The organism is Streptomyces sp. MS191, assembly GCF_008042125.1.
Classification (GTDB): domain Bacteria; phylum Actinomycetota; class Actinomycetes; order Streptomycetales; family Streptomycetaceae; genus Streptomyces.
This window is the reverse complement of record NZ_RDBI01000040.1, coordinates 1,697,056-1,702,545: the sequence shown is the minus strand read 5'-3', so window position 1 is coordinate 1,702,545 and position 5,490 is coordinate 1,697,056. Positions and strand designations below refer to the sequence as shown.

Annotated in this window: 9 protein-coding genes, 1 tRNA gene and 1 riboswitch; of the genes, 6 read left to right on the top strand and 4 right to left on the bottom strand. The window is 70.5% G+C overall.

The annotated features are described in order from the left end of the window. Positions 1-103 precede the first annotated feature (103 nt). The 3 genes from rph to rdgB all read left to right on the top strand — a co-directional run bounded on the left by rph (position 104) and on the right by rdgB (position 1,936). Positions 104-835: a ribonuclease PH gene (rph, locus tag EAO71_RS14795; protein WP_147978156.1), complete on the top strand. Its 732-nt coding sequence runs from the start codon at positions 104-106 to the stop codon at positions 833-835. A gap of 77 nt (positions 836-912) precedes the next feature. Next, positions 913-1,290 (top strand): hypothetical protein, encoded by a 378-nt coding sequence (locus EAO71_RS14790; protein WP_147978155.1) that lies wholly within the window; start codon positions 913-915, stop codon positions 1,288-1,290. Between the two features lie 43 nt (positions 1,291-1,333). Further along, positions 1,334-1,936 (top strand): RdgB/HAM1 family non-canonical purine NTP pyrophosphatase, encoded by a 603-nt coding sequence (gene rdgB, locus EAO71_RS14785; RefSeq protein ID WP_147978154.1) that lies wholly within the window; start codon positions 1,334-1,336, stop codon positions 1,934-1,936. Between the two features lie 54 nt (positions 1,937-1,990). Here rdgB and EAO71_RS14780 read toward each other — a convergent pair. From EAO71_RS14780 to bcp, 4 genes are all read right to left on the bottom strand, one after another. Beyond that, positions 1,991-2,073 (bottom strand) — tRNA-Leu (locus EAO71_RS14780). 50 nt (positions 2,074-2,123) lie between these two features. Continuing rightward, a complete protein-coding gene (locus tag EAO71_RS14775) occupies positions 2,124-2,786 on the bottom strand; it encodes an HNH endonuclease (RefSeq protein WP_147978153.1) in 663 nt (220 codons plus the stop codon). Beyond that, positions 2,783-3,436 carry an HNH endonuclease signature motif containing protein gene (locus tag EAO71_RS14770; protein ID WP_147978152.1) on the bottom strand — a complete coding sequence of 218 codons (654 nt, stop codon included), beginning with the start codon at positions 3,434-3,436 and terminating at the stop codon, positions 2,783-2,785. Before EAO71_RS14770 ends, EAO71_RS14775 begins: the two co-directional genes overlap by 4 nt. 146 nt (positions 3,437-3,582) lie before the next feature. After that, on the bottom strand, positions 3,583-4,050 hold the full coding sequence (gene bcp / locus EAO71_RS14765; protein ID WP_147978151.1) for a thioredoxin-dependent thiol peroxidase: 468 nt from the start codon (positions 4,048-4,050) through the stop codon (positions 3,583-3,585). 121 nt (positions 4,051-4,171) lie between these two features. On the opposite strand from bcp, the gene EAO71_RS14760 reads away from it, so the two are divergent. From EAO71_RS14760 to EAO71_RS14750, 3 genes are all read left to right on the top strand, one after another. Continuing rightward, complete coding sequence (locus EAO71_RS14760) at positions 4,172-4,492, top strand: DUF3618 domain-containing protein (RefSeq protein ID WP_147978150.1); 321 nt, start codon at positions 4,172-4,174, stop codon at positions 4,490-4,492. Positions 4,493-4,538: 46 nt separating this feature from the next. Beyond that, entirely contained in the window at positions 4,539-4,877 is a 339-nt protein-coding gene (locus EAO71_RS14755; RefSeq protein WP_147978149.1) for a GroES family chaperonin, read from the top strand. A gap of 90 nt (positions 4,878-4,967) precedes the next feature. Further along, a riboswitch (guanidine-III (ykkC-III) riboswitch) is annotated at positions 4,968-5,053 on the top strand. Between the two features lie 32 nt (positions 5,054-5,085). Next, a complete protein-coding gene (locus EAO71_RS14750; protein ID WP_147978148.1) occupies positions 5,086-5,406 on the top strand; it encodes a DMT family transporter in 321 nt (106 codons plus the stop codon). The last annotated feature ends 84 nt before the right edge of the window (positions 5,407-5,490 follow it).

Below are 5,490 nucleotides of genomic sequence, written 5' to 3'. Positions count from 1 at the left end.
CACCCCACGCCGGCACCCCTCGCACCGCTCACCCGCTCACCTGAAAGAGGGCCCGCTCCCACACCGGAACGGGCCCTCCTTCCTGTGCGGCTAGGCTCCCCCCATGTCTCGAATCGACGGCCGTACCCCCGAACAGCTCCGCCCCGTCACCATCGAACGCGGATGGAGCAAGCACGCCGAGGGCTCCGTCCTCATCTCCTTCGGTGACACCAAGGTCTTCTGCACCGCCTCCGTCACCGAAGGCGTCCCGCGCTGGCGCAAGGGCAGCGGCGAAGGCTGGATCACCGGCGAGTACTCGATGCTCCCCCGCGCCACCAACACCCGAGGCGACCGCGAATCCGTCCGCGGCAAGATCGGCGGCCGCACCCACGAGATCTCCCGCCTCATCGGCCGGTCCCTGCGCGCCGTCGTCGACTACAAGGCCCTCGGCGAGAACACCATCGTCCTCGACTGCGACGTCCTCCAGGCCGACGGCGGCACCCGCACCGCCGCCATCACCGGCGCCTACGTCGCCCTCGCCGACGCCATCACCTGGGCCCAGGCCAAGAAGCTCGTCAAGCCCGGCCGCAAGCCCCTCACCGGCACCGTCGCCGCCGTCTCCGTCGGCATCGTCGACGGCGTCCCCCTCCTCGACCTCCGCTACGAAGAGGACGTCCGCGCCGAGACCGACATGAACGTCGTCTGCACCGGCGACGGCCGCTTCGTCGAAGTCCAGGGCACCGCCGAAGCCGAGCCCTTCGACCGCAAGGAACTCAACGCCCTCCTCGACCTCGCCTCCGGCGGCTGCGCCGAACTCGCCGAGATCCAGCGCCAGGCACTCGAAGGAACCCTCTGACCCACCAAGGCGTCATTGAGAACACGGGCGCACGGCCAGAACCGTGCGCCCGTTCCGTACCCAGGGGAGGACCCGACTTGAAGCGCCGACTCGCACTCGCCGTGGCCACGGCCGCCGCACTCACCAGCCTCGTCGGCTGCGGAGCCCTCGACAAGGCACTGGACTGCGTCCAGACCGCCGACGCGATCGCCACCAGCGTCGACAAGCTCCAGCAGGCCGTCTCCAACGCCTCCAACGACCCCACCCAGCTCAACGAGGCGCTGAACGACATATCCACCGAACTCGGCAACCTCAAGGACACCACCGACAACGCCGACCTCTCCAAGGCCGTCGACGACCTCACCAAGGGCGTCGACTCCGTCCGCACCGCCGTCAACAACGGCGACACCACCCCGGACATCAAGCCCATCACCGACGCCGCCACCGAGATCGGCAAGGTCTGCACCCCCGGATGACCCTCGGACCGCCGCGGGTGGCCAGGACCCGATAATCGAGGACATGACCCGCCTCATCCTCGCCACCCGCAACGCCGGGAAGATCACCGAACTCCACGCGATCCTCGCCGACGCAGGACTCACCCACGAACTCGTCGGCGCGGACGCGTACCCGGAGATCCCCGACACCAAGGAGACCGGCGTCACCTTCGCCGAGAACGCCCTCCTCAAGGCCCACGCCCTCGCCCGGGCCACCGGCCTGCCCGCCGTCGCCGACGACTCCGGCCTCTGCGTCGACGTCCTCAACGGCGCCCCCGGCATCTTCTCCGCCCGCTGGGCCGGCACCCACGGCGACGACCGCGCCAACCTCGACCTGCTCCTCGCCCAGATCGCCGACATCGACACCCCCCACCGCGGCGCCCACTTCGCCTGCGCGGCCGCGCTCGCCCTCCCGGACGGCACGGAACGCGTCGTCGAGGGCACGATGCCCGGCACCCTCCGCTTCGCCCCGGTCGGCACGAACGGCTTCGGCTACGACCCGATCCTCCAGCCGGAGGGCCACGAGGTGACCTGCGCGGAGCTGACGCCGGCGGAGAAGAACGAGATCAGCCACCGCGGCAAGGCGTTCCGGGCGCTGGTGCCGGTGGTGCGGGAGCTGCTGGGCTGAGGGGGGCGGAAAAGGCAGCGACCTTCGAACCTGGGATTCGAAGGTCGCGCTCGGTGCGGCCGGAGGGATTCGAACCCTCACGGGTGTTACCCCACTGGGATCTAAACCCAGCGTGACTGCCATTCCACCACGGCCGCTAGCCGCATGCCATCGTAGCGGGCATGCGGCTGCGGCTGCCGGGCAGTTGTTACCGAGGCGTCCGCCGTCTGCCTCCCCGGCACCAGGTGCTCGTGATCGCATGGCAGTTCGGGCAGAGGAGGCGGAGGTTTTCGGCTCGGTCGTCACTCCAGTCGCCGTTGATGTGGTCGACCTCCAGGGTCATCGGCCTTCCACGCCACACCGGGCCGGTGCCGCAGCGTGCGCACTGCTCGGGTACCCCGACCTCGGCGAGGGCGCGGCGCAGACGGGCCGACCTGGTTCTGCGTCTGCCGTCGTGCTTCACCAGCACGCTCTCTGCACCGAGGCGCGGAGTAGTGCTCGGCCGACCACGCTGGTGAGCCTGCCCCAGGAAGTGCCCGGTGGGCAGGCCGTCTTCGGCGATCCACCGCTTCAGTGCGGCCCGCTGGCTCGTGTTGTCCGGCCGGCCGAGCAACCGCAGGGTGGCGGCCAGCGAAGTGGAGCGGCCGACGGCTTCGCGGAGTTCTTCCGCGGGGGGACGGTGCCCACGCCTCCGGCAGCCGCGGCGAAGGTGCGAGGCGTCGATGCCGTGGTGCGCGAAACGGCGCCACAGATAGCGGCGCAACTGGCCGTACGGGCGGGTGCCGAGGAAGGCGATGACCTCGTCGATGTCCGAGCACTTCTCGGCCGCTGCGAGCAGCAGCTCACGGGTGTAGCGGACCGGGGAGCTCACGAGGAGATCTCCCGGAGTCGGCGCTTGCCCCGCCCTCGGTAGGTGTCCGTCGTCGAGTGGCAGTTGGGGCAGAGCAGCCGCAGGTTCTCGATCCGGTTGTTGCGCCAGTCGCCGTCGACGTGGTCGACCTCCAGCGGGAGCGGTTCACCGAGCCAGGTGGGCGGGAGGCCGCACAGCGCGCAGCGCTCCGCGACGCCCCGCGCCGTGAGGGCCTGCTTGAGGCGTCGGCTCGACACCCGTTCCGCCCGGCGGCCCGGAGCCTGCTCGACGAGGATCTCCTCCGGCGGCCGACCCCGGACCCCCGGCGCCCGGGACGGCGCTCGGAAGTGGGAGGTGTCGATGCCGTACGCCTTGATCCGGCGGCTGATGTTGGCGTGATGGCCGCCGACGACGTCGAGCCCCAGGCGGCGCAGCACGTCGCTGACACTCGTGCTCGCCGCCACCACCGGCTCCAGCACCTCCCGCGTCCACCGCGCCCCCTCCCGCTCGAAGTGCGAGGTGTCGACCCCGAGCCTTCGCATGCGGTCGTGGACGTACCGTCGCGAGCCGCTCCGCGGGTCCACTCCCAGCTTCCCCAGCGCCTCCGACAGGGTGCGGGACGATTCCGCAGCCTGTGCCAGGCGCTCCCGTGTGTACGGACTTACCGGCATCCCGGCTCCCCTCCGGTACTCCGGCCACCTGTTCGTGGCCTCGTACGGAGTAACGAGCCGAATATCGGACGGTCACGTCGGGGACGCGCCGCGGCCCGCGCCGCCGGATGGGCGGTGCGGGCCGTCGGGCGGTGCGGTGGCCGGGGTCAGATGCCGAGGTCCTTGATGATCTTGGCGACGTGGCCGGTGGCCTTCACGTTGTACAGCGCCCGCTCGACCTTGCCCTCCTCGTCGACGACAACCGTCGAGCGGATGACGCCCGTGACCGTCTTGCCGTACAGCTTCTTCTCGCCGAACGCGCCGTACGCCTCCAGGACCTTCTTCTCCGGGTCGCCGACCAGCGTGACCTTGAGGGACTCCTGCTCGCGGAACTTCGCGAGCTTCGCCGGCTTGTCCGGGGACACGCCGATGACGTCGTATCCGGCGCCCGCCAGCAGGTCGAGGTTGTCCGTGAAGTCGCAGGCCTGCTTCGTGCAGCCCGGGGTGAGGGCGGCCGGGTAGAAGTAGACGATCACCTTCCGGCCCTTGTGGTCCGCGAGCGAGACCTCGTTGCCGTCCGCGTCGGGCAGGGTGAAGGCGGGGGCGGTGTCACCGGGCTGAAGTCGCTCGCTCATGGCTCTCCTCGGAGTATGTACGCGTACACGACCGAGCCTAATGGGGGCCTGGGACGGACCAGGGGCGTCGAAGCTGAGAGACTGTCCGTCAACGACCGATTACGACTACGGAGGCAGCGCGGTGTCGGACGCCAGGACCCCTGCGCAGATCGAGGCGGACATCGTCCGCCGGCGCGACCAGCTTGCCGTCACTCTCGACGAGATCGGCATTCGGATGCACCCGAAGACGATCATCGGCGACGCCAAGGCGAAGGTGACCTCCACGGTCGACCACACCGCCGGCCGCGCGTTCGCCGCCGTGAACCGGACGGTGTCCGGAGTGAAGGCCCGCTTCACCCATGAGGACGGTCAGCCGCGGCTGGAGCGGGTGGTGCCAGTGGCGCTGGTCGCCGTGGCCCTCGTCGGCCTGCTCGCGGCCTCGTCCCGCAGGCACAAGGGATGACCCCTCCCGAGTACGGGCGACACGCCCGGGCGGGTAGGTTCGAGTCGTGAGCGAGAACACCCACGACAAGCTGCCCATCCGGATGCTCCACGACCGTGTCCTGGTCCGGACCGACTCTCCCGAGGGGGAGCGGCGGTCGGGCGGCGGCATCCTGATCCCGGCCACCGCCGCCGTCGGCCGCCGGCTGGCCTGGGCCGAGGTGGTCGCGGTCGGCCAGAACGTCCGTACGGTCGAGATCGGCGACCGGGTCCTGTACGACCCCGAGGACCGTGCCGAGGTCGAGGTGCGGGGCATCGCGTACGTCCTGATGCGGGAGCGCGACCTGCACGCGGTGGCCGCGGACCGGTTCGAGGGGTCCACGGACTCGACGGGCCTGTACCTGTAGGCCGGCGCCGCGCGATCCGGGGTCCGTCCGGGCCCGGGGTCGGCTTCGCCATGGGGCCTGGTGACCGTTGTCACCAGGCCTTTTGTCTGCTTTTTGCTAGGCTGGTGCCACCCGACGAGACGCGCCGTACCGGGCCTCGTGCGATGTGTTCGCGCGATACGCAAAGACGACGCACCCCTGTTGATACGTCTCGCGGAGGTTCGTCGTCATGGCCTGGGTTCTTCTCGTCGTCGCCGGTCTGCTCGAGGTCGGCTGGTCGATCGGCATGAAGTACACCGACGGGTTCACGCGGCTGGGTCCCAGCCTGCTCACCGGCGCCGGGATCGTCGCCTCGATGGTGTTGCTGTCGCATGCCGCCAGGACGCTGCCGATCGGTACGGCGTACGGCGTCTGGGTCGGTATCGGCGCGGCCGGTGCGGCGGTGCTCGGCATGGTGGTGCTGGGTGAGCCGGCGACCGCCGCCCGGATCTTCTTCGTGTGTCTGCTGCTGGTCGCCGTCGTGGGGCTGAAGGCGACCTCGGGGCACTAGGGCGTGTTGCGAAAGTCCCGCCCGCCCCGCCGTCCGGGCGGACGGCGCTCCTTCCGCAACACCCCCTGGGGAGCATCCTCGGAC

What these genes read in the sequence shown, in the direction of transcription:
- rph (WP_147978156.1), top strand. Translation starts at nt 104, where the DNA reads ATGTCTCGAATCGACGGCCGTACCCCCGAACAGCTCCGCCCCGTCACC.
- rdgB (WP_147978154.1), top strand. Translation starts at nt 1,334, where the DNA reads ATGACCCGCCTCATCCTCGCCACCCGCAACGCCGGGAAGATCACCGAA.
- EAO71_RS14770 (WP_147978152.1), bottom strand. Translation starts at nt 3,436, where the DNA reads ATGCCGGTAAGTCCGTACACACGGGAGCGCCTGGCACAGGCTGCGGAA.
- bcp (WP_147978151.1), bottom strand. Translation starts at nt 4,050, where the DNA reads ATGAGCGAGCGACTTCAGCCCGGTGACACCGCCCCCGCCTTCACCCTG.
- EAO71_RS14750 (WP_147978148.1), top strand. Translation starts at nt 5,086, where the DNA reads ATGGCCTGGGTTCTTCTCGTCGTCGCCGGTCTGCTCGAGGTCGGCTGG.